Here is a 26,206-nt window from a genome sequence, read left to right as displayed (position 1 = left end):
GGAAACGCCTGTTACGTGTCCTCCCCCTCCGTCACCTTCGGTGCCACCTCCCCCTGGCGGGGGAGGATCGACAGGTTGCGCCGGATCTAACCCGACCGTTACGGCCGCAAGGCTTGTCATCGCGGCTCCCCAGCGGCAAAGCGGCGGGCATGAAGCGCAAGACCGGCCAGGATCGTTCGATCACCCAGAATTGGCGTCCCGCGACGCGCGCCATCCGCGGCGGCACCGCCCGCAGCGAATATGGCGAGACGTCGGAGGCGTTGTTCCTCACCTCGGGCTATTGCTACGACAAGGCGGGCGACGCCGCGGCGCGCTTCGCCGGCGAGCAGGAGGGGATGACCTATTCCCGCCTTCAGAACCCGACCGTGCAGATGCTCGAGGAGCGGATCGCGCTGCTGGAAGGCGCCGAGGCGTGCCGGACGATGGCGACGGGCATGGCGGCGATGACTGCGGCTTTGCTCTGCCAGCTCCAGACCGGCGACCATCTGGTGGGCGGGCGCGCGGCGTTCGGGTCGTGCCGCTGGCTGACCGATACGCTGCTCCCCAAGTTCGGGATCGCCACGACGATCGTCGATGCGCGTGACCCGCAGGCGTTCCTCGATGCGGTCCGTCCCGAGACGAAGGTGTTCTTCTTCGAGACGCCCGCCAACCCGACGATGGATATCGCCGACCTGAACGCGATCTGCGCCATCGCGCGCGAACGCGGCATCACGACGGTGGTCGACAATGCGTTCGCCACGCCGGCGTTGCAGCGACCGATGGAGTTCGGCGCGGACGTCACCGCCTACAGCGCGACGAAGATGATGGACGGGCAGGGCCGCGTGCTCGCCGGCGCGGTCTGCGGGACCGAGGATTTCATCACCAACACGCTGCTGCCGTTCACGCGCAACACCGGCCCGACGCTGTCGCCGTTCAATGCGTGGGTGGTGCTCAAGGGGCTCGAGACGCTCGATCTGCGCATCCACCGTCAGTCCGAGAATGCGATGAAGGTCGGGCAATTCCTCGAAGGCCGCGTGCCCCGCATGCTGCACCCCTTCCTGCCCAGCCACCCGCAGCATGAGCTGGCGATCCGACAGATGGACGCCTGCGGCCCGATCTTCGCGTTCGAGGTCGAGGGGCGCGAGCAGGCGCATGCCCTGCTCGACGGGCTCGAACTCGTCGATATCTCGAACAACATCGGCGACTCGCGTTCGCTGATGACGCACCCCGCCTCGACCACGCACGCGAGCGTATCGCCCGACAAGCAGGCCGAGATGGGCGTGACCGAGGGGCTGCTCAGGATCAACGTCGGGCTCGAAGACGCGCAGGACGTGATCGACGACCTCGACCAGGCGCTGACCAGGGCGGGTCTGTGAAGGCGCTGTTCCCCAACGCGGCGACGACCGACGGGGTGACGGTGCGCGTGTCGGTCAGCTATTTGCCCGAACAGTCCGAGCCTGAGCGTGGCCGCTGGTTCTGGGCCTATCACATCCGCCTCGAGAACGAGGGCGACGAGAGCGTCCAGTTGCTCACCCGCCACTGGGTCATTACCGACGGCCGCGGCGCGCGCCATTCGGTCGAGGGCGAGGGCGTGGTGGGCGAACAGCCGGTGATCGAACCGGGCGCGAGCTTCGATTACGTCTCGGGCTGCCCGCTCGCGACGCCGTCGGGAGCGATGCAGGGCAGTTACCAGATGGTCCGCGAAGACGGCGCGGTGTTCGCCGTCGAGATCCCCCGCTTCTCGCTGTTCGCGCCTGCGGTGCTGAATTGAAGCGCACGCATCTTCCGCTCAACGGCCTTCGCGTGCTCGATGCGGCCGCGCGGCATCTGTCGTTCACGCGTGCCGCGGACGAACTGGCGGTGACGCCGGCCGCGGTCGGCCAGCAAATTCGTGCGCTCGAGGATACGCTCGGCGTCGTCCTGTTCCGCCGCACCACGCGCGGGCTCGAACTGACTCCCGAGGCCGAAGCGGGTCTGGGCGCGCTGCGTGGCGGCTTCCTCCAGTTCGAGGAGGCGGTCCGCGCGATGCAGGCCGGGCAGTCGTCCAAGTCCCTGACGATCGCCGCGCCGCGCGACCTGACCGAGAAATGGCTGATGCCGCGGCTCGCGCAGATCGCCGAGGCCGATCCCGAGCTGCGCTTCGTGCTGATCACCGCGGACGAGAATGTCGACTTCACCGAGGCCAATCTCGATCTCGCGATCCGCTGGGGCGATGGCCCGGGTGAGCATGAGGGCGAGGCGCTCGAATCGGAAGGCATGGTGACGATCGCCGCGCCCGGCACCGATAGCGAGTCGGCGATCGCGTGGTCGGGAGAGGACGGCGTGGCGCTGGTCCGCGTCACCGATGCCGGTCTCGCGATCGACGCGGCGGCGGCGGGGTTGGGGCGCGCGACGGTTCCCGAACTGCTTGCACGGCGCGATCTGTTGCAGGGGCGCGTGCGATTGATCGGCGAGTCGCAGCCGTCGAAGGGCGGCTATTGGCTGGTCGCGCCGCTCCCGCAATGGCGCCAGAAGAAAGTCCGCGCGCTCGTGGATGCGCTGACCGCGTGAGGCAGGCCGGACGCAGACCGCGCCGTGCCGGTGTATCGCCGGTGCTGAAGACGCGCCGGCTGCGACTGCGGCCGCTGGTCGAGGGTGATGCGCCCGCGCTGCACCCGATGCTCGCCGATGCGGAGCTGATGGCCTATTCGGCCGACGGTCCGCTCGACAGCGTCGATGATGTCCGCACCTACCTCGCCGAGGAGGCCGCGCCGGGCAACCAGCGCACCTGGGCGATCACGCGCACCGGTGACGACCGCGCGATCGGCTGGGTTTCCGGGAGCGAGGCGGACGGGGCAGGGGTGACCGAGATCGGCTTCATCCTCGCGCGCGAAGCGTGGGGGCGAGGGATCGCGCGCGAGGCGGTGTCGGCAGTGATCGACCGACTCTTCGCCGAGGGGCGCAAACGCGTGTTCGCCGATGCCGATACCGAGAATACCGCGTCGATCCTGCTGCTGGAGCGCCTGGGGTTTCGCCGCGAACGCCTGTTGCGCGACGAATGGGAAACGCATCTGGGGTTGCGCGACAGTCTCATCTACGGGCTCTGCGCGGACAGCTGGCAGGCCGCCGGGCGGGCCTGAGGGCCTCAACCACCCTGATAGATACACCACCCCGGCGAAGGCCGGGGCCCAGGTGGGGAACGCTGCTAACGGACGACAGCGCCTCGTTACGCTAACCTTTCCAACTGGACCCCGGCCTCCGCCGGGGTGGTAGCAGTACGGGGACGTCTCGGCGCTCGATCCACCACTGCCGTTCTCCCGCGAAGGCGGGAGTCCAGGGTCACGGGCGATGGCGTTTGGTATCCTGGGCCCCCGCCTTCGCGGGGGAACAGCGTAGGTAGTATGAAGCTGGCTACCGCCCCGCCAGCAGCGTCAACGCCCGCCCCATCAACCCCGCGAACCGCATGTCGTTGACCGGGCCGTCCGCACGGTGCCAGTTGCCCGTCGCCGCATACCAGCGGCCGTCCTTCGCCTGCACCAGATAGTCGAGCGCGACGACTCCTGGCTCGCCGCCGCCCTTGAACCCGACGTACCGAAAGCGCTTGGCGATCGCGGGGTCGATGCCCGGGTTGATCGCGAGGATCGCGCGCGTCGTCGGGTCGGCGGTCCGCAACCGATCGAGCAGCCCCGCCATCGCCGCCGGGCTCGCAAACCATTCGACGCTGTCGATCGCCACCGGCTTGCCCGCAAAGACTGTCGGATCCAGCTTCCCAGTCGAAATCTTCACCGCATTGTCCACGAGCAGCGTGCGCCGCGCGTCCACCGATCCCGCAGCCCAGGCCTTGGTCAGCGCCGCATCGCCCTTCAGCGCGAACATCTCGCGCGTGGTCATCACCGGCACGCTACCGCCCGCCGCCGCCGCCATCGCATCGACCTTCGCACGGCCGAGCGTCGTCAGCAGCGTATCGGTCGCAGTGTTGTCGCTGATCGATATCATCATCGTCGCCAGCGTCTGCACCGTCACCGGCGACCCGGCAGGCCAGGTCTGCAACACGCCGGACGGCAAGGACGGCGCGCCGACCGTCACCACGTCCGCCCAATGCCGCTCGTCCGCCGCCACCTGTCGCGCCAACTCCGCCAGCACCCACAGCTTGAACGCCGACCCGAGCGGTGCGGCGACATCGGCACGATATTCCAGGATCGGCGCAGGCTTGCCCTGGCCCAACGCATACAGCCCGAACCCGCTGGCCCCCGGCAGCGCGCGAAACTCCGCTTCGAGCTTGGCCATGCTGTCGTCGCGCGGTGCCGTGCCGGTGATCAGCAGTCCGGTCGCGGCATGCGGCGGGGCGGGATCGATCACCAGGCGGACGCTCGCCGTGCCACGCGCGTACCCGACGGTCAGGTCCGCCGACCATGCCGAGGTCGCGGTGAACGTCTCGATCTTTTGCGGGGCCCCGAGCGCAGTCTTCAACTGCGCGGCAATGGCCGACAGTTGCGCGGCAGGGACCTTGTCACGGAAGCTCGCGGCGAAATAGGTGTCGTACGACCCGCGACCGTCCAGTATCGCCACCAGCGCGTCCGCCTTGGCCCGCAACGCCGGGTCCGCCACGGCACCCTGCGCCATTGCACCAACCGGCAGCAAGGCCACCGCCATCGCCATCAGCCAGAGCGCCAGCCCGCGCATCAGTTCTTCAGCTTCCAGCCGCTCTTCAGCAACCGGTAGCACAGCGTCGCGAGCACCACGTCGATTACCAGGATCACGATCCCGCCGACCATCACCGGCGAATCGGCGATCCCCAGGAACCCGTAACGGAAGCCCGAGATGATGTAGAAGAACGGGTTGGCATGGCTGAACGCGCGGAACGCCGGCGCCAGCTTGTCGACCGAATAGAAGGTGCCCGACAGCAGCGACAGCGGCGCGATCACGAAGTTGGTGACCGCCGCGGCATGATCGAACTTGTCCGCCCAGATCGACGTCAGCACGCCCAGTAGCGCGAGGAACACCGCGCCCAGCAAGCCGAACCAGATGATCGCGAGCGGCGCGTGCGGCGTGACGTGCACGCCCGGATACAGCGCCATCGCCGCCCACACGACGATCCCGACGATCACCGCGCGCGTGACCGCCCCACCGACCAGCGCGGCCAGCAGTTCACCCGTCGAAAGCGGCGGCTGGAGATAGTCGACGATCGTGCCCTGCATCTTGCCGACCAGCAGCGAGAAGCTGGCATTGGCGAACGCCGGGCCCATCATCCCCTGTGCGATGATCAGCCCCGGCGCGATGAAATCGGCGAACGCGACGATCTGGCCGTCGACCGGCACGGGGCTTTTCGCGCCCGTCGCGATGGTGAACACGATCAGAAACAATAGCGTCGTTATTGCGGGCGCCCACACCGTCTGAAGCTGCACCTTGAAGAATCGGCGCACCTCCTTGATATAGAGGGTTCGCAAACCCTCCCAGTTCACGCTCTTTATGACGGGAACGCCGGGGGCGGATCGCACCGCCGAATGGATTTCACCGATTGGGGGCTGGCTGCTCATAGTGGTTGCGGGTAATCCCTGCCGCTGCCGCCCGCAACCCGGCTGACGCTGACTAAGGAACGAACATGTCCTGGACCGACGAGCGCATCGCGACGCTCAAGACGATGTGGGAGGCCGGCCAGACCGCCAGCCAGATCGCCGAAGCACTGGGTGGCGTCAGCCGCAACGCCGTCATCGGCAAGGCGCACCGCCTCGAACTGCAGGCGCGCCCGTCGCCGGTGAAGCCGAACGATCCCGAGGCCAAGGCAGCGGCTGCAGCCGAGGCTTCGGCATCGGTCGCAGCAGCGGCTCCCGAGCCGGTTGCGGCACCGGCAGCGGAGCCGGTCGAGGTCGCGGCCCCCAAGCCTGCACCGGTCGCACCGCCCGTCGTCGCAGCGGCCAAGCCCGCAGCACCGGTCGAGCCCGAGCCGGTTGCTGAAGACCCGGAGGACGACGAGGACGAAGACGAGGACGAGGATGAAGCGGTACCCGCCGTGCCCGCGCCCGTCCGTGCACCGCAGCCGATCCTGCGCTCGGTCGGCCCAGGCGGATTCCTCCGCCAGGCGCCCGGCGAGCAACAGCCGCCAAGCACGCCCGCCCCGCCGCGTCGCCTCGTGCCCGCCAAGCCGTCCGCCGAGATGGCGAACAAGACGAGCCTGCTCGAACTCAACGACCGCATCTGCAAATGGCCGCTCGGTCATCCCGGCGAGCCGGACTTCCATTTCTGCGGCAAGGCCGTGAATCCGGGCTTCCCGTATTGCGTCGATCACTGCGGCCACGCGTATCAGGCGCAGCTCCCGCGCCGCGACCGTCGCCCGACTCCGCCGCTGCCGTTCGGTGGGCCTCGGCCGAGGTGAGGCGCCGGGCGGCCGTTGCCACATTGGCAACGGACTCGCCCAAGCCCGGCCGGCGCGGCAACGCCGCGTCCGACGACATGGGCTTTGCCCATGGCTAGCCTGAGACAGAGGCCGCTTCCCCACCCCCGGGGAAGCGGCCTTTTTCCGTTTGGATTGCCCGTCTGGGTACCGGGCTCGTTCCGGCAGCGCGCTTTGGCTTGCGCGTCTCAACCCGCCGCCACGCTCAAACCAGGCCCCTCCCCGGCGAAGGCCGGGGCCCAATTGGGAAACGGCAATAACGACGGGCCGCCCCTCGTTACATCGACCTTCCCAATTGGGCCCCGGCCTTCGCCGGGGAGGTATACGGAGCGACACGGGCGGCGCTTAACAAACCCAGTGAGAACATCTAGCCACGACCATACCGACCGCCCCCAGCATGTTTCCCCGCGAAGGCAGGGTTCCAGACTGGGCTCCCGCCTTCACCGGAGAACAAGCTTCGCGGGACAGCAAAATCAGTCTGTCACTCACGTGATGTACCCGAGCGACGGAGCTGCCGGCTGTCCTAAGGACGCAGCATCGACCTCCCGAAAACAAGAAAGAGGCCCCTTCCCCTGGTGGGGAAGCGGCCTCTGTATCAGCTAGCCATGGGCAAAGCCCATGTCGTCGGCCGCGGCGAGCCGCGCCGGCCGGGCTTGGGCGAGTCCTGCACAAGCATGGTGCAGGCCGCCCGTCGCCTCAGAACCTAAACGCCACCGTGCCGCGGACGCTGTGCCACCGGAAATTGTCGTCCGACCGCTTGAACGCCGTCCCGGCCGTGTTCGGTGCCAGCACGAACGGGTTGGTCGCGGGCTGCGTGCCGCGCGTCACCAGGACCCGGGCGTCGTCGTCCTGATACTGGTGGAACATATATTCCAGGCCGACCGAGATGTTCTTGGCGAGCTTCTGCTCGATGCCGCCGCCACCGGTGATGCCGAACTGGTTCTTCTTGCCGCTCTGCGCATAAGCGTTGGCGGTGTTGCTCGAATAGAAATCGCGGTTGATCCGCGCATAGCCCGCGCCGAACGTGCCGTAGAACAGCGTCGTGTTGACCGCATAGCCCGCACGGCCGCGGATCGAGGCTTCCCAGGCAAGATCGCGGGTCATCGTATAGAAGGCGGGCGTGGTCGAGAACGCGGTGACGCTGTCGCGGATGTTCGACTTGCCGAACTCGCCAACGACACCGACGACGATGTTGCCCATCTGCTGGTCGAGGCCGACGCGCGCGTAATAGGCCGTGTTGTTCTTGTCGTTGCGGCAGCCTCTGCCACCGACGGCAGGGGCGGTGCTGCTGGTCGCGGCGCCGTTGCAGAAGCCCGGCGAGAACGCGTTGGCACCCGTCGCGGTCGTGACCGCATCGCCAAACCGGCCGTCGAGGTTGCGATCGAACTGGATCGACGACCCGATATCGTTGGGCTGCACGTCATACCCACCGGCCGCGCCCACATAGATGCCGCTGAACGGCGCGTCTTCGGTGATCTCCTGGGCCGAGACCGGCATTGCAGCAAACCCCAGCGTAGCGGCGCCAGCGAGCGCCACCATCATCGTCTTAGTCATATTCACTCCCGGAAACTTCATGACAGGTTTTTCATAAACGGCCCGTCGCCGGAAAATTATCCCCTGGAACCAACAATCTATATCAATGTGGCTTTCGCATCACAGGGAGAACAAACGGAGCCTGTGGCTTTGTCCGCTACCAGCGGCTACGCTCCCGGCATGGCTGAAGATCTGTTCGCGTCCCCGGGCGCGTCTGGCGGGAAAACCGCTGCAAACACCTACGATGCGTCCTCGATCGAGGTCCTCGAAGGGCTCGAACCGGTACGCCGCCGCCCCGGCATGTATGTCGGCGGCACCGACGAGCGCGCGCTGCATCACCTCGCCGCCGAAGTGCTCGACAATGCGATGGACGAGGCGGTCGCTGGCCACGCGACGCGGATCGAAGTCACGCTGGAGGCGGACAACCGGCTGACGATCGTCGACAACGGCCGCGGCATCCCGGTCGATCCGCATCCGAAATTTCCCGACAAGTCCGCGCTCGAGGTGATCCTCTCGACGCTCCATTCGGGCGGCAAGTTTGCAGGGAAAGCTTATGCGACGTCGGGCGGCCTCCACGGCGTCGGCATCAGCGTCGTCAACGCGTTGTCGTCCGACACGGTGGTCGAGGTCGCGCGGGATCGCCAACTGTACCGCCAGCGCTTCGCCAAGGGCCTGACGCTCGGACCGATCGAGCATCTCGGGCCAACGCCGAACCGGCGCGGCACCAGCGTCGCGTTCACGCCCGATACCGAGATTTTCGGCACCGAACTGAACTTCAAGCCGCAGCGCCTCTACAAGCTCGTCCGCTCGAAGGCGTATCTCTTTGCCGGCGTCGAGATCCGCTGGCACTGCACGTCCGACCTGATCGGTGACGACACGCCCGCACAGGCGGTCTTCCAGTTCCCCGGCGGCCTCGCCGATCACCTGCGCGACCAGATCGCCGGCCGCGAATGCGCGACCTCCGATTTCTTCTCGGGCTCGCAGGATTTCCCCAGCGCGAACGGCGAGACGCAGGGCCGCGTCGAATGGGCGGTCGCCTGGCCGTTGTGGAGCGACGGCTCGTACAGCTGGTACTGCAACACGATCCCGACCCCCGATGGCGGCACGCACGAACAGGGCCTGCGCCAGGCGCTGGTCCGCGGCCTGCGCGCGTTCGGCGACCTCGTCGGCAACAAGAAGACCAAGGATATCAGCGCGGACGATGTGATGGTCGGCAGCGAGCTGATGCTGTCGGTCTTCATCCGCGAGCCGCAATTCCAGAGCCAGACCAAGGATCGCCTGACCAGCCCCGAGGCCGCCAGCCTCGTCGAAAAGGCGGTGCGCGATCATTTCGATCATTTCCTCAGCCACAACATGGATCGCGGCAAAGCGCTGCTGAACTATGTGCTGGAGCGGATGGACGAGCGCCTGCGCCGCAAGCAGGAGCGCGACGTCAAGCGCAAGACCGCCACCTCTGCACGCAAATTGCGCCTGCCGGGCAAGCTCACCGACTGCTCCGCCAACTCGCCCGAGGGGACCGAGCTGTTCATCGTCGAAGGCGATTCGGCAGGGGGGTCGGCGAAACAGGCGCGTGATCGCAAGACGCAGGCGATCCTCCCGATCCGCGGCAAGATCCTCAACGTCGCCTCGGCGACCAGCGCGAAGATCTTCGCCAACCAGGAAATCGCCGACCTCACGCTCGCGCTCGGCTGCGGCACCCGCAAGGACTGCACGCCCGATACGCTGCGCTACGAACGCATCGTCATCATGACCGACGCAGACGTCGACGGCGCGCACATCGCGACGCTGCTGATGACGTTCTTCTTCCAGGAGATGCCCGAACTCGTCCGCCGCGGGCACCTCTATCTCGCGCAACCGCCGCTCTACCGCCTGACCGTCGGCACCAAGAGCGTCTACGCCCGCGACGACGCGCACCGCGCCGAACTCGAACGCACCGTGTTCAAGGGCAAGAAGGTCGACGTCGGCCGCTTCAAGGGCCTCGGCGAGATGAACCCGAGCCAGCTCCGCGAAACCACGATGGACCCCGCAACGCGCGGCATGCTCCGCATCACGCTCCCGCAGGAATATGAGGAGCGCGCGCAGGTCAAGGACCTGGTCGACCGCCTGATGGGCAACAACCCGGCGCACCGCTTCGCCTTCATCCAGGAGAATGCGGGCCGGATGGACGAGGAAGCGATCGACGCGTGAGGTGCAAATCGTATTGCCAATTTGGCGGGGTGAGCTTAAGTGGAGTTTACGTTCGACCCTGCAAAAGACGCAGCCAACATCGCCAAGCATGGCGTGTCTCTGGCGGCGTTCGCAGGGTTCGACGATGATCCGATCGTCAGGATCGACGGTCGATACGAATATGGGGAAGTTCGCTACCGTGCGTATGGCCGGATCGCTGGCCGCGGTTTCTGTATCGTCTTCATGCGGAGAGAGGCGACGATCCGCCTCATCAGTTTTCGACGAGCGCATGAAAAGGAGATGCGGCGTTATGAATAAGATGCCGCCACCGCCCGACTTCGACGAGAATCCCGAGTGGACCGAGGAGGATTTCGCCAAGGCCCGCCCCGCATCCGAAGTCCTGCCCCCCGAAGTCGCCGCGCTGCTGGTACGCCGCCGCGGGCCGCAGGCCGCGCCGACCAAGAAGACGGTGACCCTCCGCCTAGATCCGGACGTGCTCGACAAGTTCAAGGCCACCGGCCCGGGGTGGCAGTCGCGGATGAACGAGGCGCTGCGACAGGCCAAGGTCTGAGCCGCGCCACGTTCGGCCAAGGTTGACGCACCTCCCTCACCGCCCGTATTAGGCATTCCGGGCGGTCCATCGGGGCCGCCCTTCTCGTTTCGAAGAGGAAGCGCCTGTGACCATCACCCCGCTCATGCCCGTCTACCCGCGGTGTGGCGTGCGTCCGGTCCGAGGCGAGGGCGCGTACCTCTTCGGTGAGGACGGCCAGCAATATCTCGATTTCGCCAGCGGCATCGCGGTCAACGCGCTCGGCCATGCCCACCCGCATCTGACCAAGGCGATCGCGGAGCAGGCGGCGACGCTGATGCACGTGTCGAACCTCTATGGGTCGCCGCAGGGCGAGCATCTCGCGCAGCGTCTCGTCAACAACACTTTCGCCGACACCGTGTTCTTCACCAACTCGGGCGCGGAAGCGGTCGAGTGCGCGATCAAGACCGCGCGGCGCTATCATTTTGCCAACGGCAACCCTGAGCGTCACACGCTGATCACGTTCGACACTGCGTTCCACGGCCGCACGCTGGGCGCGATCTCGGCGACCAACCAGGCCAAGATGCGCGACGGGTTCGAGCCGCTGCTGCCCGGATTCGCCTACGCCAAGTTCAACGATCTCGAAGGCGCGCTCGCGCTGATCGACGACAACACAGCGGGCTTCCTGGTCGAGCCGATCCAGGGCGAGGGCGGCATCCGCCAGGCGAGCCACGAGTTCCTCACCGGCTTGCGCAAGGCGTGCGACGAGCACGGCCTGCTGCTCGTTCTCGACGAGGTCCAGTGCGGCTATGGCCGGACCGGCAAGTTCTTCGCGCACGAGCTGTACGGCATCACCCCCGACATCATGTCGGTCGCCAAGGGCATTGGCGGCGGCTTCCCGCTCGGCGCGTGCCTCGCGACCGAAGAGGCGGCCAAGGGCATGGTCGCGGGCACGCACGGCTCGACCTATGGCGGAAACCCGCTCGCGATGGCGGCGGGCGAGGCGATCCTCGACGTCATCCTTGAGGACGGGTTCCTGGCGCACGTGACCGCGATGGGCGATCGGTTGCGGCAGGGGCTCGAGCAGATGATCCCCAACCACGATCATCTGTTCGACAGCGTCCGTGGTACCGGGCTGATGCTCGGGCTGAAGCTCAAGAGCGACAGCCGCGCGTTCGTCGCGTTCGCGCGCGATCACCACAATCTGCTGCTGGTATCGGCGGGCGAGAACGTCATCCGCATCCTGCCGCCGCTGGTGATCGACGAGAGCCATATCGCCGAGTGCCTCGACAAGCTGTCGACCGCCGCGCGCGTCTACGTGCCCGCCGCCGACGATTGAACTGATCCTCCCCGGTATGGGGAGGGCGACCATGCGAAGCATGGTGGAGGGGGATCGCCCCGACGTGTTGCGTTCGTGGAGGACCCCCTCCACCATTCGCCATGCGAACGGTCCCCCTCCCCGTGCCGGGGAGGATAATATGACCCGCCATTTCCTGAATCTAACCGACGCCGGCGCCGACGGCATCGCCGCGATGCTGGCCGACGCACTCGATCGCAAGGCCGCCCGCGCCGGCTTTCCCAAGGGCCGCGCCGATGCCGACGCGCCGCTCGCCGGCCACACCCTCGCGATGGTTTTCGAGAAGAGCTCCACCCGGACGCGCTTTTCGTTCGACATGGCGATCCGTCAGCTCGGCGGCACGTCGATCGTGTCCGACGGCGGCTCGATGCAGCTCGGGCGCGGTGAGTCCATCGCCGACACCGCGCGCATCCTGTCGGGCTATGTCGACGCGATCATGATCCGCACCGACGATCACGCCAAGATCGAGGAGATGGCGCATTACGCCAGCGTCCCCGTCATCAACGGCCTGACCGACGCGTCGCACCCGTGCCAGATCATGGCCGACCTGCTGACGATCATCGAGAGCGGCAAGACGCTGCCTGGCCTCAAGGTCGCGTGGCTTGGTGACGGCAACAACGTGCTCGCCTCGATCGTCGAGGCCGCCGGGCTGATGCAGTTCGACGTCGTCGCCGCGTGCCCGCAGGGGTTTCAGCCGGCGGAAGAGGCGATCGTTCGCGCGTCGGGCAGGGCGCGCGTCGTCTCCGATCCGCGCGAGGCGGTCGAGGGCGCGGATATCGTCGTCACCGATACCTGGATCTCGATGGGGCAGGCGCACGCCGAGACCAAGCTGGCGGCACTGACGCCGTATCAGGTCGACGCCGCGCTGATGGCGATGGCCACGCCCGATGCGAAGTTTCTCCATTGCCTGCCCGCGCACCGAGGCGAGGAGGTCACGCCCGAGGTGATCGACGGCCCGCAGTCACTGATCTGGCAGGAGGCGGAGAACCGTCTCCACGCACAGAAATCGGTGCTGCGCTGGTGCTTCGGGCAGATTGGTTGATCGGACGCCCGCGCGCCCCCATTTCCGTCATTCCCGCGGAGGCGGGAACCCATAACCTCCGAGCCGGCGTTGAGACCGTGAGCGTTTGCCGCTCTGGATCCCCCGCCTGCGCGGGGATGACGACGCGATGGGGAATGACGAAGGAACGATGGTGAACGACCCCAACATGACCGATCTCGACCGCGCGCTGGCCTTTGCGATCCCTGCGCGCAGCGCCCGCGGCCGGATCGTCCGGCTCGGCACCGCACTCGACGAGGTGCTCGCCGCGCACGCCTATCCGCCTGCGATCGAGAAGCTGCTCGCCGAGGCGCTGACGCTCGCCGCGCTGATCGGCGCGACGCTGAAGGACGCCAGCGGCCAGCTGACGATGCAGACGCGCACCGACAATGGAGTCGTCCAGCTGCTGGTCTGCGATTACCGCGGCGGCGAAGTCCGCGGCTACATCGAATATGACGCGGACAAGCTCGCCGAAGCGCCTGCCGAACCGTCGCTGTTCGCGCTGTTCGGCGCGGGCTATCTCGCCATCACCTTCGACATGGCGAGCAGCAACGAGCGCTATCAGGGCATCGTCCCGCTCGACGGCGACACGCTGTCGCAGGCCGCGCAGAGCTATTTCACCCAGTCCGAGCAGATCCCGACGATGGTCCGCACCGGCATGGCCAAGGGCCCCGACGGCCGCTGCGTCGCGGGTGGCCTGTTCCTCCAGCACCTTCCCGAGGGCGAGGACGGGCGCGAGCGGCTGCATACCAAGCTCGACCATCCCGAATGGGAGCATGTCGCCACGCTCGGCAGCACGATCGGGGCGGACGAGCTGACCGACGCCGCGCTTCCGCTGGAGACGCTGGTGTGGCGGCTGTTCAACGAGGAGCAGGACGTCCGCATCCTCGCGGATATCCCCATCACGCGTGGCTGCCGCTGCGATCCGGAGTACATCAAGGGCGTGATCTCGAAATTCCCGCTGGAGGAACGCCAGTCGATGGCGGACGAGACCGGCTTCATCATCGTCGACTGCGCGTTCTGCGCGAAGAAATTCCCAGTACCGGTCGAGGCCTAACCCCTCTCCCTGAAGGGGAGAGGGAGGGGCCCGCGCGAAGCGTGGGAGGGTGAGGGCACGGGTGTGGCCCAAACGTGCCCTCACCCTTCCGTCGCCTACGGCTCCTCCCTTCCTCTCCCTGAGGGGAGAGGGGACGTGCCCGTTAACGTCGTTTTCACGTCTCGGCATTACCCCTGATCCGGTGCTCTTATTCAGCACGTTTTCTCCCTTGTGGCGCACGTCCGCGCCAAACTTGGGGCCGCTCCACCGGGCGGCCCTTTCTTTTTTGCGCGCGCTGGCCTAGCGAACACGCATCATGACATCCCCTGCTCCCTTTGCGGTCGCCCTCGTCTCGGGCGGGCTCGACTCGATGGTATCCGCCGCACTTGCGCGTGAAGCCGGCCAGCGCGTGCTCGCGCTGTCGTTCGACTATAATCAGCGCCACCGGATCGAACTCGATGCCGCGCGCCGCGTCGCCGCCGCGCTCGGTGTCGAACGCCATATCGTCCTGCCAATGGACCTGTCTGCGTTCGGCGGCTCCGCGCTGACCGCCGACATCGACGTGCCGAAGGACGGCGCAGGGACCGAGGACGGCGGCGGTATTCCCGTCACCTATGTGCCCGCGCGCAACACGATCTTCCTCAGCCTCGCACTCGGCTGGGCCGAGGCCGCGGGCGCACGCGACATCTATATCGGCGTCAACGCTCTCGATTATTCCGGCTATCCCGATTGCCGCCCGGAGTTCATCGCCGCGTTCGAAGGCTTGGCCGAACTCGCCACCAAGGCTGGCGTCGAAGGCGAGCCGTTCCGTATCCAGGCGCCGCTCCAGATGATGACCAAGGCGGATATCGTCCGCGAAGGCACGCGTCTCGGGCTCGATCTCGGGCTTAGCTGGTCGTGCTACGATCCGACGCCCGCCGGTGCGCATTGCGGCCTGTGCGACAGTTGCCGCCTGCGATCCAAGGGATTCGAGGACGCCGGGATCGCCGATCCGACCGTCTACGCGGTGCGTCCCGGATCCGGGCCGGCCTGATCGATGAGCTACGCCGTCAAGGAAATGTTCCTCACGTTGCAGGGTGAAGGCGTGAACGCCGGTCGCCGCGCGGTGTTCGTGCGGTTCGCCGGTTGCAACCTGTGGTCGGGCCGCGAACAGGATCGTGCAACCGCTGTGTGCAGGTTCTGCGATACCGAATTCGTCGGCACCGATGGGCTCGGCGGCGGCAAGTTCGCCGATGCGCAGGCGCTGGCGGCGGCGGTTGCGGGCTTCTGGGGCGAGGGCCTCCGCGACCGGTTCGTCGTCCTGACCGGTGGCGAGCCCATGCTGCAGATCGACGACGCGATCGTCGATGCGCTGCACGCCGAGGGCTTCCGGATCGCGATGGAGAGCAACGGCACGATTCCCGCGCACCCCGGTATCGACTGGATCTGCATTAGCCCCAAGGCGGGCAGCGTCGTCGTCCAGCGCACCGGACACGAACTGAAGCTGGTCTGGCCGCAGCCGGGCAGTGATATCCACGAGGTCGAGACGTGGGACTTCGCGCACTTCCTGCTTCAGCCGCTCGACGATCCACGCGCCGACGCCAACCGCGAGGCGTGCGTGGATCTGGTCATGGAACGCCCCCAGTGGCGGCTGTCGCTCCAGACGCACAAGCTGCTCGGCCTGCGCTAACCGACGTGCCGGGTGCGAAGGGCGAGGGTGCACCCGCACCCTCGGATCACCCGACCCTCAAGCGGCAAACTTAGCGCGTCGCCATCCCCAGACCGACCGGTGGCCAGTTCTGCGCGCCACACTTCTTGTCGACCCATTCGCCCTTCTTGTTCCAGCAGATCGGGTCGAGGCGGATCATCATGGGCGCCGAGCGTTCGCGGCCGATATACCGCGGGAAGCGCTGCTCGCCCCACGGGATCAGGCTGTTGCGCAACTCGCGTGAGCGGGCCAGGGCGACCTCGGCGAAATGACCGCGGGGTGCGAACACCGCATCACGCCCGATCGATCCGGCGGTCTGGCAAAAGCCGTATTGCGCCGCCACGGTGGCGAAGCTCGAATAGGTGCGCGTGCCGAACTGATCCAGCGCGGTCTGGCCAGCCTTGGGGCCCGCCGCCTTGTTCACGCGAACGAAGTATTTGGTCAGCGTATCGAACGCCCCCTTCAGCTCCTCGCCGTGGTCCGCCAGGATCGAGTTGTAGTTCGGCACGGTCAAAAGCGTCGGTTCGAACTGGCACTGCAATGCTGCGACGTTCAGTGCCGCGCGCATGTGCCACACCAACGCCGCGCGCATTTCCGCCGACGTCGCGCCAGGCAGAGGCTGGCCGAGATCGGATTCCTCGCCGGTCACCGCTGCGCCCGAGAAATCGCGCGACTGCAAAAAGAACTGCGCCGACGCCGACTGCGCCATAGCGAGCCCGCTCGACGCTACGCAAAGCGCGAGCGCGGTACGCAACACCTTCATTCCAACCTCCCCGGGGCATTCCAAGTGATCGAATCTAAAGCGTTTCGCAGAAACTCCCAAGCGATTTTAACCTTTTCCCGCAATCGCAAGCACGGAGTTTTCACCAAGCCACAGAACTCGATTCGCCGCATCCGAAACGACGTCCGGCCGCAGGGGAATCGCTCCGATCAATCGTCCCCGGGCGGGCGAGGATCGCACATTCCGTCCCGACCAAGAGAAAGGGCCGCCCGGTTGCCCGGGCGGCCCTTCACACCACGTAAGTCCGGTTGGAGACCGCCCGCCTAAACGGGCGATCGCCAAGGGATTACATTGCGTTGTTGGTCATCATGGTGTCGTTCGACATCATCGTGTCGTTCGCCATCATGGTGTCGTTTGCCATCATGCCACCGTTCGACGCACCGTCGACTGCGGTCATGTTGTCAGTCATGGTGTCCATGCCTTCAGTGGCGTTCATGTCGGTGACCATCGTGTTGTCGGTGGTCGTCTCGGTCTTCGGACCGCAAGCCGAAACGGCAAGTGCTGCGCTGGCGATCAGCGAACCGGTCAGAACCTTGGAAATGAGTGCACGCATGTGGAAGCTCCCTAGAAAGAGGATTTGGCTGGCTGCTCGCCCTTAATACCCAAATCGTAGTGGACATTAATCCGATAACGCTTTGCCCTCAAGCCTCGTTTTCTCAAGGACAAGAAACTGTTTTAAGGAAAGCATCGGTCGTCAACGCCAGGGCATCGTCGAAAGTTGCAAGGTCGGCCCGAATGCCAAGCGATTGCAGGCTGGTAACCCCGTAATCGGGCAGGCCGCACGGCACGATGCCACCGAAGTGCGACAGGTCCGGGGCGACGTTGACCGAGAAGCCATGCAGCGTCACCCAGCGCTTCACGCGCACGCCGATCGCGCCGATCTTCGCCTCGCGGCCCCGATCGAGCGTCCAGATGCCGACCCGCCCATCGACCGCAAACGCCTCGACGCCAAGCGCGCCAAGCGCCGCGATCACCCAGGATTCCAGCGCGTGGACGTAGCACCGCACGTCGCGCCCGCGCTTGGTGAGGTCGAGCACGACATAGCCGATCCGCTGCCCCGGCCCGTGATAGGTGTATTTTCCGCCACGCCCCGTCGGGATCACGGGAAAGCGTGCATCGATCAGGTCGCCGGGCTCGGCGCTGGTCCCCGCGGTGTAGACCGGCGGGTGTTCGAGCATCCACAAGAGCTCGCGCGCCTGGCCTGCGCCGACCGCGGCTGCCCGCGTCTCCATTTCGGCCAGTGCATCCGCATAGGGGGTGAGGCCGGCGCTGGTCCGCCATTCGATATCGGAGAGGAGAGGGGTGGTCACCGGTCCCAATTGCGCACCCGGACCCGAAGATGCAACTGCGGCGCGCGTTGCAACCATGTGGTCAAGCGCGAGGGCTTGGGCTACCTCGCGCAGGAACGGGAATGGTGGGAGCACGGGCATGGCGACGACGGGCATGGTCAATGCACGCGTGAAGATGGGAACGGTCTGGGATCGTACGGTCGAGGTGCTCAACGGACGCACCGGCATGATCGCGCGGATCGCGGTGCTCGGGATATTATTGCCGACGGTCGTGCGCGATGGTTTCGTCGCATTCTCGTCGCGCACGAATCCCCTTTCGATGCTGGTCGGCGCAGTCCTGACGATCGGCGCGCTCGTCGCGTTGGTCTGGGCGCAACTCGCCATCGTCGCGATCGCGACCGATCCTGCGGTCGACGCCGCATCCGCGCGTCGCCAGGGCAGCGCGCGCGTGCTCCCGGCGCTGGGCATTACCGTCCTGTTGACGATCGTCGCGGTCCTGCTTGCGGTGCCGCCGATCGTCGTGCTGGTCCAGTCCGGCTTCGACTTCGCCGCCGCGGCGAACGGATCGAGCGCGCAGATGACACCGCCCAGCGTCAGTGCCGCCAGCTTCACCGCGCTTTACGGGCTGGCCTATCTGCTCGTCCTGCTCTGGATCGGCGCGCGACTGGTGCTGCTCAATCCGGTCATCCTCAACGAACGCCTCGGCGTCGGTGCGATCCGTCGGTCGATCCAGCTCACGAAGGGCATGACGTGGCGGATCATCGGCGTGCTGATCCTGTTCGGCATCGTGCTGCTGGTCGCTACCGGCGCCGCGCAAGCGGTCACGGGTATCATCTTCCGCCTCGTGCTGGGCGCAGGCTCCACCGCGACGGCCGCCTTCCTCGCCGGCGTTGCCGGCTCGATCGTCACCACCGCCTTCACGGCACTCGCCGCCGTCTTCACCGCGCAGCTCTATGTCGCGACCAGAGAGAAACACGCCGTCCCATGAAGCTCGATTTCGCGACCGTTCTCACCGACGCCTGGACGCTCTTCAAGCGCGACCGCGACCTGTTGCTGCGGATTGCCGCACCGTTCCTGTTCCTGCCCGCCTTCGCGCTAGCGCTGGTCGTGCCCGATCCGCCGATGCCCGATGCGGCGGCTGGCAATAACGAGGCGCAAGCGATCGTCTGGGCCGACGCGGTGCAGAGCTGGGCGGCGGCGCATGGCGGCTGGTATCTGCTTGCCTATGTGATGAGCTTCTTTGGCACGTCGCTATTCTACGCGCTGTATCTCGACCGCGACCAGCTCGACCTGCGGCAGGCGTTGACGCGGTGCCTGCGGATATTCCCACGCTTCCTGCTGGCGATGATCATCGTGTCGCTGCCGGCGGGGGCGGGGCTGCTGCTGTACGCGATTCCCGGTCTCTACATCCTCGGCCGGACGATGCTGACCGGCCCGGCGCTGTTCGCCGAAGCCCCGCTTGGCGCGCTTGGTGCGATCCGCCGCAGCTTCGTGCTCAGCCGCGGCGCGGGGCTGCCGCTGATGGGGCTGGCGGCGTTCAGCTACATCAGCGGCTGGCTCGTCGGCGCGCCGTTCATGATGCTCGACCGCGCGCTGCGCGAAGGCGGCCAGGCCAACCCAGTCGCGCTGGCGATCGTCGACGCCGGCGCCGCCGTGGCGGCGATGGCGGCCGGCATCGCGATGGCGCTGATCGCGATCTCGGCCTACCGCCGCCTGGCACGGTAGGGCGCGGGCCTCAGGGGGCCGCCAATGTTTGCGAGCACGTAGGCTTGTTGCTCTGCACTGCCTGCGGGGAAGGCACGCACCAACTGCTCCCTCTCCCCTCTGGGGAGAGGGTTGGGGTGAGGGGTTGGGGCTGTTGCCAGCGTTTCCGCTTGGGGCTGCCCCTCACCCCGCCCCTCTCCCCAGAGGGGAGAGGGAGTTTCGGTTGCGACTTCTTCGACGTCGGGGCTCTGGGCTTCGTGTTGCGCCTGCTGGCTCTATGCTCGCGGGGAAACCCGTCTCAGGTCTACCCCAGCTTCCCCAAATACGGGATCTGCGGCGCGGTCTCCGGCGGCAGCACCCCCGACGCGCGCGGATCGGGAAACGTCTCGATCGTCCGCTTCACCGCCACGAACCCCTGCGCGCGGTAGAAGCCCAGCGCGCTGGGATGATCGAGCGTACACGTATGCAGCCAGACCCGCGTCACCCCCTTCGCCCAGGCCCGCGCGCAAGCCTCCGCCATCAGCCACCGCCCATGACCTTGCCCCGCCAGTTCCGGGATCAGCCCGAAATACGAAATCTCGCACGCACCCGCCTGCCGGAAATCGAGTTCGAGCATCCCGACCTCGATCCCCGTCGGATCGAGCACCGCATACACCCCGATCCCCGGATCATGGACGATCGCCGCCAGCACATCGTCCGCCATCACCAGCCGCGAAAACCACAGCCACGGGCCGCCGACCCGACGGAACAGCGCGCGGTATTTCGCCAGCGCGGGGCGGTCCCACCGCACCAGCCTCAGCCGCGACCCCGGGCTCGGCCTGAGCGGCGGCCGCGTCCGCATCTCCAGCGTGGTGACGATCGTCGCCAGCGTGTCGCCCGCGACCGGGATCAGCGCCATCCTACGACCAGGTCGCGCGCGGCGGCAGGCTCATCAGGATCGCGTCGATATTGCCGCCGGTCTTCAGCCCGAACAGCGTGCCGCGATCATAGACGAGGTTGAATTCGGCATAGCGCCCGCGCCATTCGAGCATCCGCGCCTCGTCGGCCGCATCGAACGGCGTGTTCATCCGCCGCCGCACGATCCGCGGATAGGCATCGAGAAACGCCTCGCCGACATCGCGCGTGAACGCGAAGTTGGTCTCGAAATCGCCGTCGAGATGATCGAAGAAGATCCCGCCCACGCCGCGCCCGACCTTGCGGTGCGGGATGTAGAAATAGGTCTCCGCCCACTCCTTGAACCTCGCGTAGTGCGTCGGATCATGCGCGTCGCACGCCGCCTTCATCGTCGCATGGAAGTCGGCCGTATCCTCCTCGATCGGCAGCGGCGGATTGAGATCGCCGCCACCACCGAACCAGCGCTTGGTGGTGTTGAGGAAGCGGCAGTTCATGTGCACCGCGGGCACATGCGGGTTGGCCATGTGCGCGACCAGGCTGATCCCGGTTGCGAAGAAGCGGGGGTCTTCGCCCGCGCCGTGGATGGACTTTGCGAACTCCCCCTCGAACGTGCCGCCGACGGTCGAGACGTTGACGCCGACCTTCTCGAACACGCGGCCCTTCATCACGCCCATCACGCCACCGCCGCCAGGCCCGCCCGACGGGTCGATCCGGTCCCAGGGCGTATAGGCGAACGCGGCATCGGAGCCCGCCTCGCGCTCGATCGCCTCGAATTCCGCGCAGATGCGGTTGCGAAGCGATTCGAACCACTGGCGGGCGGCGGCTTGCTGGGGGTCGAGTTCGATCATGCGCGGGTCCAGTTTTCCGTTCGTCTCGAGTAGCCATCGAGCCTGTCGAGATGGCGTATCGAGAGACATGTACCTCGATACGAGCCCTCGACGACGCTCGGTCTCTACTCGGCACGAACGGGGTGGGGGTCAAGGCGAGGTCGCCGTTACACCGGCCAGCCGTCCGTCTGGCGCAACGCCTCGGCCGCGACGATCGCCGTGGCCACCGAGATATTCATCGATCGCAACCCAGGCTGCATCGGGATCAGTACGCGCAGGTCGGCGCGCGCGTGGACCTCCTCGGGCACGCCGGCGCCCTCGCTTCCCATCAGCAGCACGTCGTCGTCGCGAAACGCGGCCACATCCAGCCGCACTGCGCCCTTCGTCGTCAGCAGCACGATCCGCCCCGTCACTTGCGCCAGGAAGGCGTCCCAATCGACATGCCGCACCACGTCGACCGCGCCGACATAGTCCATGCCGGATCGCGCCACGGCCTTTTCGCTCCAGGTGAATCCCATCGGTTCGATCAGGTCTACGCCGATCCCCATGCACGCGGCAGTGCGCAGGATGGCGCCGACATTTCCGGCGATATCGGGCTGATACAGGGCAATACGCATACCCGATCCTCTAGCGCGGCGAGCGCCCAAGGGTAACCCAAAGCAAAAGGGAGTTGGCAAAGCGCGGTCGCGCCGTCTATCAGAACGCAGCCTCCGTGGGGACGGTCGGGCGGAATGGGGATATGGTTTCGCGAAACCGGGTAACCCAGTCGGCCACGAAAAAAATAACGTGCAAGGGCGAGATGAATGGCGACAGTCGACGACATGGTTCCTCCCGGCGAATCGCCAGAGCCGTTTCACGAAGAGGCCCATGACCCTCGCCGCCGTGATTTCATCAACATTGCCGCCGTCTCCTTCGCCGGCGTCGGCGCCGTCGCGATCGTCCTGCCGCTCATCAACCAGATGAACCCCTCGGCCGACGTGCTCGCGCAGTCGACCACCGAGATCGACCTGTCGAAGATCCTCCCCGGCCAGGCGATCAAGACGTCGTTCCGCAAGCAGCCTTTGTTCGTGCGCAACCTGACGCCGAAGGAAATCTCGGAAGCCGACGCGGTCGACATCTCGACGCTGCGCGATCCGCAGACGCTGGAACAGCGGACCAAGGCGGGCAAGAAGAACTGGCTGATCACGCTCGGCGTCTGCACGCATCTCGGCTGCGTCCCGCTCGGCGCGGGCGAGGGCGAGAACAAGGGCCCGTTCGGCGGCTATTTCTGCCCGTGCCACGGCTCGGCCTACGACACCGCCGCGCGCATCCGCAAAGGCCCCGCTCCGTCGAACCTCCACGTTCCGGACTATGCCTTCAATTCCGACACCGTCGTCACGGTAGGCTGAGGAAAACATCATGAGCTTTCCCTGGGCCAAGCAATACGAACCGAAGCTGCCGCTGACGCGGTGGCTGGATGAGCGACTTCCCGTTCCCCGGCTCGTCTATAATTCACTCGGCGGCGGCTATCCCGTCCCGCGCAACCTCAATTACTTCTGGAACTTCGGCGTCCTTGCCGGCGCCGCGCTCGCGATCCAGATCATCACCGGCATCGTGCTGGCGATGCATTATGCCGCCAACGGCGCGGTCGCGTTCGATTCGGTCGAAAGCATCATGCGCGACGTCAACGCGGGCTGGTTCCTGCGCTATGCGCACGCCAATGGCGCGTCGATGTTCTTTATCGTCGTCTACACGCACATCTTCCGCGGGCTCTATTACGGCTCGTACAAGGCACCGCGCGAGATGGTGTGGCTGCTCGGCGTGGTCATCTTCCTGCTGATGATGGCGACCGCGTTCATGGGGTACGTGCTTCCCTGGGGCCAGATGAGCTTCTGGGGCGCGCAGGTCATCACCGGGTTCTTTTCGGCGATCCCGCTGGTCGGCGACACCATCCGCATCTGGCTGCTGGGCGGATTCGCCCCCGACAACGCCGCGCTCAACCGCTTCTTCTCGCTGCATTACCTGCTGCCGTTCGTGATCGCGGGGGTCATCATCCTGCACATCTGGGCGCTGCACATCCCGGGGTCGAACAACCCGACCGGCGTCGACGTGAAGGGCGAGCAGGACACCGTCCCGTTCCACCCCTATTACACGGCCAAGGACGGCTTCGGGCTCGGCATCTTCATGCTGGTGTTCGCGAGCCTGTTGTTCTTCTTCCCGAACTATCTCGGCCACCCGGATAACTACATCCCGGCGAACCCGCTTTCGACGCCCGCGCACATCGTCCCCGAATGGTATTTCTGGCCGTTCTACGCGATCCTGCGCGCCTTCACCGCGGACTTCATCCTGCCGGCGAAGCTCTGGGGCGTGCTGGCGATGTTCGGCTCGATCCTGCTGCTGTTCTTCCTGCCCTGGCTGGACAGCTCGCCGGTGCGTTCGATGAACTATCGGCCCAAGGCGCGGATCGCGTTCTGGGTGCTGGTCGCCGATATCTTCGTGCTCGGCTATTGCGGTGGGGCGCCTGCGAATGCGTTCTACGTGATCCTCAGCCAGATCTGCGCGGCCTATTATTTCGCGCATTTCCTGATCATCCTGCCGATCATCTCGCGCTCCGAACGGCCGCGGCCGCTGCCCAACTCGATCACCGAGGCCGTGCTGGCCAATCATGGCGGGACCAGCCCTGCGCATACCGCCCTTGAGACGTCGCCGACGTCGTCCACGCCGCACGCCGCGCACTGATACGAACTCGAGGATACACACATGGTTCGTCTCATCGCATCCCTGGTCGGCGCGGCCTTCGTGCTGGTGCTCGGCATCGCGCTCTTCGGCAGCGTGGTCGGGGTCATCACCGACCCCGTCGCGCCGACCGCGGAGAGCGTCGCGCACAAGCACCCCAAGGAACTCGAGCTCGCCTCGAACGGCGTGTTCGGCAAGTTCGACCGTCGCCAGCTCCAGCGCGGGTTCCAGGTCTACAAGGAAGTCTGCTCGGCCTGCCACTCGCTGCGGCTGCTCTCGTTCCGCGACCTGACCCAGATCGGCTATACCGACCCCGAGGTTAAGGCGATCGCCAACCAGTGGGTGATCGAACAGCCGTCGATCAACCCCGAGACCGGCGAGCCCGCGACACGCAAGAACATCCCGTCGGATCGCTTCCCGTCGCCGTTCGCCAACGAGGTTGCCGCCCGCGCCGCGAACAACAACGCGCTGCCGCCCGATCTCTCGCTGATCACCAAGGCGCGCGAGGAGGGGACCGCCTATGTCCACTCGCTGCTGACCGGCTACACGACGCAGCCTGCTGCGCTGCTGAAGGAATTCCCGGACATCAAGACGCCCGAGGGTCTCCATTACAACCCGTATTTCGCGAACCTCAACATCGCGATGCCGCCGCCGCTGACCTCGGATGGTCAGGTGACCTATGCGGACGGGACGAAGCCGACCAAGGAGCAGATGTCGACCGACGTGTCGGCGTTCCTGACCTGGACCGCCGAGCCCAACCTCGAGGCCCGCCACGCCGCCGGGTTCGCGTCGATCATCTTCATCCTGATCTTCTGCGGGCTTGCCTGGGGCGCGTATCAGAATGTCTGGCGCGACGTTAAGCATTGATGATCGCAGGGCTCCCACGGTAAGGGCGCACGGATAGAGGGAGCGGCGGACGGGCGAACAGCCCGATCCGCCGCTTTCGTTTTGGCCGTAATGTGGTGCCGCGATACGTCTGCCGCCCGTGCGAAGAAGGGAACGCTTATGTCCGATACCGAAGAGCGCAACGCCGACCTCAAAGCGCTGATCCGCACCATCCCGGACTTCCCCAAGCCCGGCATCCAGTTTCGCGACATCACCACCTTGCTGCTCGACCCGACCGGCTGGGCGACCGCGATCGAGCGGATGGTCGCGGCGGTCTCGGGCCCGGTCGATCTCGTTGCAGGTATCGAGGCGCGGGGCTTCCTGTTCGCGGCCGCGCTCGCCGCGCCGCTGAAGGCGGGCGTGTTGCTGATCCGCAAGGACGGCAAGCTCCCCGGCGCGACGATCGCCGAGGATTATGCGCTCGAATATGGCACTGACCGTATCGCGATCCACGCCGACGCCTTCGCGCCCGGCGCGCGCGTCCTGCTGGTCGACGATCTGATCGCCACCGGCGGCACCGCGCGGGCCGCGGTCCGCCTGCTCAACAAGGCGGGCGCGGTGGTCACGCAGGCGCAGTTCCTGGTCGACCTCCCCGATCTCGGCGGCGCGGAGGCGTTGCGCGCCGACGGCATCGACGCCACGGCCCTGATCGACTTCCCCGGCCACTGATCGCTCGCCGCGCGCCCGCCGCTCGCATATCGCGCGCCCGCCGCCAACCACAGCTCCCCCCCGGCGTAGGTCGGGGTCCAATTGGGGAACGTTGCCAACGAAGGGCGTCGCCCCGTTACTTCAGCCATTCCAATTGGGCCCCGGCCTCCGCCGGGGAGGGACCGTCCGTTCCCCCGCGACGTCGGGGCTCAGCTAAGTACCGCAGCACCCCGCCACCCTGGCCCCCCGCTTCCGCGGGGGAACAGTTAGGGTGTGGCCATGATCCTCAGCATGGCTTTCTACAGCCGCGTCTACCGCCACCGCTCCACATCAGCAGCGCCCTCGTTCTGTGGACCGAGGAGATCGCCGGGGCGGCGCCGATACACGTCGTCATCCAATGCTCGCACCTAGCGCACGCTTGGAGTGGACTGAACTACGCACCACTAGATACCTCCCCGGCGGAGGCCGGGGTCCAGTTGGGGAACGTTGCTAACGAAGGGCGTCGCCCCATTACTTCAGCCATTCCAATTGGGCCCCGGCCTCTGCCGGGGAGGAACCGTCCCTCCCAAACCGTTCCCCCGCGGACGCGGGGGCCCAGCTAAATATCGTAGCGTACCGCTACCCTGCACCCCGGCGTACGCGGAGGAACAGTAAGGTAAGGCGTCCCGGTCCCCCGAGGCTCTCGCCGAACTCAAACTCGTCAGACCCCTTTCCCACCCCCGGCCCAAAACCCCGTCAGACCCCGTTCATGGAACTTGCGACACACA

General features: G+C 66.6%; 28 protein-coding genes. 19 read left to right on the top strand and 9 right to left on the bottom strand.

The window, feature by feature from the left end:
• Positions 1-149: 149 nt before the first annotated feature.
• From HMP09_RS08260 to HMP09_RS08245, 4 genes are read left to right on the top strand one after another with little or no spacing between them, the layout of a single operon-like run.
• On the top strand, positions 150-1,355 hold the full coding sequence (locus HMP09_RS08260) for a trans-sulfuration enzyme family protein (protein ID WP_176499962.1): 1,206 nt from the start codon (positions 150-152) through the stop codon (positions 1,353-1,355).
• Positions 1,352-1,750 carry a Co2+/Mg2+ efflux protein ApaG gene (gene apaG, locus HMP09_RS08255; RefSeq protein ID WP_176499961.1) on the top strand — a complete coding sequence of 133 codons (399 nt, stop codon included), beginning with the start codon at positions 1,352-1,354 and terminating at the stop codon, positions 1,748-1,750. Before HMP09_RS08260 ends, apaG begins: the two co-directional genes overlap by 4 nt.
• On the top strand, positions 1,747-2,529 hold the full coding sequence (locus HMP09_RS08250; RefSeq protein WP_176499960.1) for a LysR family transcriptional regulator: 783 nt from the start codon (positions 1,747-1,749) through the stop codon (positions 2,527-2,529). The genes apaG and HMP09_RS08250 overlap by 4 nt, the downstream gene beginning before the upstream one ends.
• 41 nt (positions 2,530-2,570) lie before the next feature.
• The gene (locus tag HMP09_RS08245) at positions 2,571-3,098 is read left to right on the top strand and encodes a GNAT family N-acetyltransferase (RefSeq protein WP_232090803.1); all 528 of its coding nucleotides are present in this window, start codon (positions 2,571-2,573) and stop codon (positions 3,096-3,098) included.
• Positions 3,099-3,369: 271 nt separating this feature from the next.
• Here HMP09_RS08245 and HMP09_RS08240 read toward each other — a convergent pair whose 3' ends face one another.
• Both HMP09_RS08240 and HMP09_RS08235 read right to left on the bottom strand, forming a co-directional pair.
• Positions 3,370-4,683, bottom strand: a complete 1,314-nt coding sequence (locus tag HMP09_RS08240; protein WP_232090801.1) for a serine hydrolase — start codon at positions 4,681-4,683, stop codon at positions 3,370-3,372.
• Positions 4,641-5,495 carry an ABC transporter permease gene (locus HMP09_RS08235; protein WP_176499958.1) on the bottom strand — a complete coding sequence of 285 codons (855 nt, stop codon included), beginning with the start codon at positions 5,493-5,495 and terminating at the stop codon, positions 4,641-4,643. Before HMP09_RS08235 ends, HMP09_RS08240 begins: the two co-directional genes overlap by 43 nt.
• A 65-nt stretch (positions 5,496-5,560) precedes the next feature.
• On the opposite strand from HMP09_RS08235, the gene HMP09_RS08230 reads away from it, so the two are divergent.
• Positions 5,561-6,331 (top strand): GcrA family cell cycle regulator, encoded by a 771-nt coding sequence (locus tag HMP09_RS08230; RefSeq protein WP_176499957.1) that lies wholly within the window; start codon positions 5,561-5,563, stop codon positions 6,329-6,331.
• A 714-nt stretch (positions 6,332-7,045) separates the two neighbouring features.
• On the opposite strand, the gene HMP09_RS08225 is transcribed toward HMP09_RS08230, so the two are convergent.
• Positions 7,046-7,903, bottom strand: coding sequence for an outer membrane protein (locus HMP09_RS08225; protein WP_176499956.1), 858 nt, complete (start codon positions 7,901-7,903; stop codon positions 7,046-7,048).
• Positions 7,904-8,062: 159 nt separating this feature from the next.
• On the opposite strand from HMP09_RS08225, the gene parE reads away from it, so the two are divergent.
• The 8 genes from parE to queE all read left to right on the top strand — a co-directional run bounded on the left by parE (position 8,063) and on the right by queE (position 15,678).
• Positions 8,063-10,069: a DNA topoisomerase IV subunit B gene (gene parE / locus HMP09_RS08220; protein WP_176499955.1), complete on the top strand. Its 2,007-nt coding sequence runs from the start codon at positions 8,063-8,065 to the stop codon at positions 10,067-10,069.
• A gap of 39 nt (positions 10,070-10,108) precedes the next feature.
• On the top strand, positions 10,109-10,366 hold the full coding sequence (locus tag HMP09_RS08215) for a BrnT family toxin (RefSeq protein WP_176499954.1): 258 nt from the start codon (positions 10,109-10,111) through the stop codon (positions 10,364-10,366).
• On the top strand, positions 10,359-10,619 hold the full coding sequence (locus HMP09_RS08210; protein WP_332103273.1) for a BrnA antitoxin family protein: 261 nt from the start codon (positions 10,359-10,361) through the stop codon (positions 10,617-10,619). Before HMP09_RS08215 ends, HMP09_RS08210 begins: the two co-directional genes overlap by 8 nt.
• Before the next feature lie 106 nt (positions 10,620-10,725).
• Positions 10,726-11,916, top strand: a complete 1,191-nt coding sequence (locus HMP09_RS08205; RefSeq protein ID WP_176499953.1) for an aspartate aminotransferase family protein — start codon at positions 10,726-10,728, stop codon at positions 11,914-11,916.
• A gap of 139 nt (positions 11,917-12,055) precedes the next feature.
• Positions 12,056-12,976: an ornithine carbamoyltransferase gene (gene argF / locus HMP09_RS08200; RefSeq protein ID WP_176499952.1), complete on the top strand. Its 921-nt coding sequence runs from the start codon at positions 12,056-12,058 to the stop codon at positions 12,974-12,976.
• Between the two features lie 148 nt (positions 12,977-13,124).
• On the top strand, positions 13,125-14,030 hold the full coding sequence (gene hslO / locus HMP09_RS08195; protein WP_176499951.1) for an Hsp33 family molecular chaperone HslO: 906 nt from the start codon (positions 13,125-13,127) through the stop codon (positions 14,028-14,030).
• A gap of 295 nt (positions 14,031-14,325) precedes the next feature.
• On the top strand, positions 14,326-15,042 hold the full coding sequence (gene queC / locus HMP09_RS08190; protein ID WP_176499950.1) for a 7-cyano-7-deazaguanine synthase QueC: 717 nt from the start codon (positions 14,326-14,328) through the stop codon (positions 15,040-15,042).
• Between the two features lie 3 nt (positions 15,043-15,045).
• The gene (queE, locus tag HMP09_RS08185) at positions 15,046-15,678 is read left to right on the top strand and encodes a 7-carboxy-7-deazaguanine synthase (protein ID WP_176499949.1); all 633 of its coding nucleotides are present in this window, start codon (positions 15,046-15,048) and stop codon (positions 15,676-15,678) included.
• Positions 15,679-15,748: 70 nt separating this feature from the next.
• On the opposite strand, the gene HMP09_RS08180 is transcribed toward queE, so the two are convergent.
• The 3 genes from HMP09_RS08180 to lipB form a co-directional block, all read right to left on the bottom strand.
• Positions 15,749-16,459, bottom strand: a complete 711-nt coding sequence (locus HMP09_RS08180; protein WP_176499948.1) for a hypothetical protein — start codon at positions 16,457-16,459, stop codon at positions 15,749-15,751.
• Positions 16,460-16,763: 304 nt separating this feature from the next.
• Entirely contained in the window at positions 16,764-17,030 is a 267-nt protein-coding gene (locus HMP09_RS08175) for a hypothetical protein (protein WP_055881015.1), read from the bottom strand.
• A gap of 103 nt (positions 17,031-17,133) precedes the next feature.
• Positions 17,134-17,787 (bottom strand): lipoyl(octanoyl) transferase LipB, encoded by a 654-nt coding sequence (gene lipB, locus HMP09_RS08170; RefSeq protein ID WP_232090799.1) that lies wholly within the window; start codon positions 17,785-17,787, stop codon positions 17,134-17,136.
• 118 nt (positions 17,788-17,905) lie between these two features.
• Here lipB and HMP09_RS08165 point away from each other — a divergent pair, with 118 nt between their 5' ends.
• Positions 17,906-18,754, top strand: coding sequence for a hypothetical protein (locus HMP09_RS08165; RefSeq protein WP_176499947.1), 849 nt, complete (start codon positions 17,906-17,908; stop codon positions 18,752-18,754).
• Complete coding sequence (locus tag HMP09_RS08160) at positions 18,751-19,491, top strand: hypothetical protein (protein WP_176499946.1); 741 nt, start codon at positions 18,751-18,753, stop codon at positions 19,489-19,491. The genes HMP09_RS08165 and HMP09_RS08160 overlap by 4 nt, the downstream gene beginning before the upstream one ends.
• Positions 19,492-19,774: 283 nt before the next feature.
• Here HMP09_RS08160 and HMP09_RS08155 read toward each other — a convergent pair whose 3' ends face one another.
• The 3 genes from HMP09_RS08155 to HMP09_RS08145 form a co-directional block, all read right to left on the bottom strand.
• Entirely contained in the window at positions 19,775-20,368 is a 594-nt protein-coding gene (locus HMP09_RS08155) for a GNAT family N-acetyltransferase (RefSeq protein ID WP_176499945.1), read from the bottom strand.
• Position 20,369: 1 nt separating this feature from the next.
• Positions 20,370-21,212 (bottom strand): oxygen-dependent coproporphyrinogen oxidase, encoded by an 843-nt coding sequence (gene hemF / locus HMP09_RS08150; protein WP_176499944.1) that lies wholly within the window; start codon positions 21,210-21,212, stop codon positions 20,370-20,372.
• Between the two features lie 146 nt (positions 21,213-21,358).
• The gene (locus tag HMP09_RS08145; protein ID WP_176499943.1) at positions 21,359-21,808 is read right to left on the bottom strand and encodes a tRNA (cytidine(34)-2'-O)-methyltransferase; all 450 of its coding nucleotides are present in this window, start codon (positions 21,806-21,808) and stop codon (positions 21,359-21,361) included.
• A gap of 204 nt (positions 21,809-22,012) precedes the next feature.
• On the opposite strand from HMP09_RS08145, the gene petA reads away from it, so the two are divergent.
• The 4 genes from petA to HMP09_RS08125 all read left to right on the top strand — a co-directional run bounded on the left by petA (position 22,013) and on the right by HMP09_RS08125 (position 25,460).
• A complete protein-coding gene (gene petA, locus HMP09_RS08140) occupies positions 22,013-22,579 on the top strand; it encodes a ubiquinol-cytochrome c reductase iron-sulfur subunit (RefSeq protein ID WP_056489394.1) in 567 nt (188 codons plus the stop codon).
• Between the two features lie 10 nt (positions 22,580-22,589).
• Positions 22,590-23,909, top strand: coding sequence for a cytochrome b (locus HMP09_RS08135; RefSeq protein WP_151991015.1), 1,320 nt, complete (start codon positions 22,590-22,592; stop codon positions 23,907-23,909).
• A 21-nt stretch (positions 23,910-23,930) separates the two neighbouring features.
• Positions 23,931-24,773: a cytochrome c1 gene (locus tag HMP09_RS08130; protein ID WP_176499942.1), complete on the top strand. Its 843-nt coding sequence runs from the start codon at positions 23,931-23,933 to the stop codon at positions 24,771-24,773.
• Positions 24,774-24,911: 138 nt separating this feature from the next.
• Positions 24,912-25,460: an adenine phosphoribosyltransferase gene (locus HMP09_RS08125; protein ID WP_055880983.1), complete on the top strand. Its 549-nt coding sequence runs from the start codon at positions 24,912-24,914 to the stop codon at positions 25,458-25,460.
• Positions 25,461-26,206 lie beyond the last annotated feature (746 nt).

This window comes from Sphingomonas sp. HMP9 (assembly GCF_013374115.1).
Taxonomy (GTDB): Bacteria; Pseudomonadota; Alphaproteobacteria; order Sphingomonadales; family Sphingomonadaceae; genus Sphingomonas.
The sequence above is the reverse complement of the archived record's forward strand: the minus strand, read 5'-3'. Positions and strand labels throughout refer to the sequence as shown.